Annotated in this window: 2 protein-coding genes and 1 pseudogene; 2 read left to right on the plus strand and 1 reads right to left on the minus strand. The window is 55.6% G+C overall.

Going from position 1 to position 2,397, the window contains the following annotated elements:
- A pseudogene (locus M0974_RS30445) lies at window positions 1–172 on the minus strand (2-deoxyribose-5-phosphate aldolase); the annotation flags it as partial.
- Window positions 173–479: 307 nt separating this feature from the next.
- On the opposite strand from M0974_RS30445, the gene M0974_RS30450 reads away from it, so the two are divergent.
- Together M0974_RS30450 and M0974_RS30455 are read left to right on the plus strand one after the other, a co-directional pair.
- Window positions 480–1,457, plus strand: coding sequence for a substrate-binding domain-containing protein (locus M0974_RS30450; protein WP_297845652.1), 978 nt, complete (start codon window positions 480–482; stop codon window positions 1,455–1,457).
- A gap of 83 nt (window positions 1,458–1,540) precedes the next feature.
- On the plus strand, window positions 1,541–2,397 hold an 857-nt coding region (locus tag M0974_RS30455), incomplete at its 3' end, for a galactitol-1-phosphate 5-dehydrogenase (protein WP_297845654.1).

Genomic DNA, 2,397 nt, shown 5'->3' on the forward strand with positions numbered 1-2,397 from the left:
CGTCACGCAGGCAGTCTGCGGCCAATGGCACGTTAGCGCTGTTGACGCACACCGATTTGAAACCGTGCTCGATGGCCTCTTCACACAACTTTCGAACGGCGGCTTGCGAGGCGTCGGCGGCGAGCAGGGTGTGGTCGATGTAGACGGCGAATTTAGAGGCAGTGGCTGGCATGAAGATGTCCTTTGCGGAGGTTGCAGCAACGGTGGCTGCCGGATGTTAATTTTAAATCATTAAATGTTAATATTATCACATTGTAAAATATTTTTTGCGAAAGCCTGCTTGATCCTGAAAACCGCTGATTTATTCATGCGGCAACTTTTTCCTAATTTGTGAAAATATTAACAAATCGTCTTGACACGTTAAGGGTTGAGGTCCAGATTTTCAAATGTGAATTGCAGTCACATTTGTGAGCGCCGCCCAACGATGGCAGCGCCCCACACCTGTAAAAGCCCCAACAACAATAAAAATAGGAATCACCATGTTGCAGATAGCCCGCAAGCCTGTTCATGCTTTTTCCCTGGCCCTCGCCATCAGTGCTGCTGCGCTGACCGCTGTGCCAGCCCACGCCAAAGACCTGAAAATCGGTTTCAGTCAGGTCACGCTGCAATCTCCCTTTTACGTCCAGTTGCGCGACGGTGCCAAAGAGGCGGCTGCCAAAGACGGCGACACGCTGATCTTTCTTGATGCCAACGGCGATATCAGCAAGCAGAACAACGACATTCAAGACTTGCTGACGCGCAAGGTCGACGTGCTGATCATCAACCCGGTCAACCCCGATTCTGTCGGTGCCGCCCTGGACGCCGCCAAGCGCGCCAAAGTCCCAGTGATTGCCGTGGACCGTGCGATCAATGGCGACGTGGCCGCTACCATCGGCCGCAACAACGAGAAAATGGGTGAGTTGTCCGGCAATGCCTTGCTCGCGGCGCTGAAAGTCAAGGGCGTAACCAAAGGCAAAGTCATCGAGATTCAAGGTGATGCTGGCGGCACGGTGATGAAACAGCGCCGTGCGGGCTTCCATACGGCATTCAAAGGCAGCGACTTCAAAATCATCGACGGCCCTTACAGCGAATACATGCGCGCCAACGCCGTGACCGCCATGCAGGATTTACTGCAAGCCAACCCCGACGTTAAAGCCGTGTTCGCGCACAACGACGACATGGCCATGGGCGCGTTGCAGGTGCTCAAGGAACGCGGCCTGACTAACGTGTTGGTGGCGGGCGTCGACGGTTTGTCCGAAGCGATCAACGCCATCGAAAGCGGCGACCAATACGTGTCCACTGCGCTCAACGACCCGCGTTATCTAGGTGAAATCACCATCGATGCTGCACGCAAACTGGCCACCGGCAAAACCGTGGATAAATTTGTCGACGCCGGCACCGAAGCCCTGACCAAAGCCAACGCGTCCCAGGTCAAGCACGACGCAACGTTCGGTGAGTACCGTCCCGGCGCGCAATAAACCTTTTCTGATTCATGAATGTTTTGGGGCGCCTCTCACGAGAGGTTCCTCCCTGCACGTCATTCAACACAGAGGATGTCATCGTGAAAGCAGCTGTCATGTACAAACCGGGCGATATCCGGGTCGAAGAAGTCGAAAAACCTACCGTCAAAGCCGGCCACGCATTAGTGAAGGTTGCCGCGTGCGGTGTCTGTGGTTCGGACATTCCAAGGATGCTGAGCAAAGGCGCGCACCGCATGCCGCTGATTTGCGGTCATGAATTCGCAGGTTTCATTGAAGAGATCGGTGAAGGCATCGAGGGTTATACGATCGGCGAACTGGTCACTGTGCCGCCGATGATCCCGGACGTCAGCAGCGATCAATACCAACGCGGTTTCCCTTCGCGTTCAGAAAACTATGACTACTTTGGCAGCCGTCGCGATGGCGCCTACGCCGAATATGTCAACGTACCGCTGACCAACCTGATCAAAGTTCCGGCGGGTATGGACCCGATTGCGGCGTCCCTGGTCGACCCGGCAGCCATTGCCTTGCACGCGATCTGGAAAGCCGACTTCAAGGCCGGGCAAAGCGCCGCAGTCGTAGGTTGCGGACCGATTGGCTTATTCGCCATTCAATGGCTGCGGTTGATGGGCGCCAAGGACATCATTGCCATTGACATCGCTGAAGAGAAACTGGCCATGGCCCGTGAGGCCGGCGCAACACACAGCTTGCTCAGTGGTGGTTCGGATGCTGAATTGCCGCGCTGCCAACTGGTAATCGAAGCAGCGGGTCATCCAAGTTCTATTAACCAAGCGGTGCAACTGGCCAAGGCCGGTGGTCACGTGGTGTTCATCGGCATTCCCACCACCGACGTACCTATTACTACCGCGACCTTTTCACACTTCCTGCGCCAGGAGATTTCCATGCACGGCGCCTGGAACTCGTTCTCTGCGCCCTTCCC

It is taken from the genome of Pseudomonas sp. (assembly GCF_026224925.1).
GTDB lineage: Bacteria > Pseudomonadota > Gammaproteobacteria > Pseudomonadales > Pseudomonadaceae > Aquipseudomonas.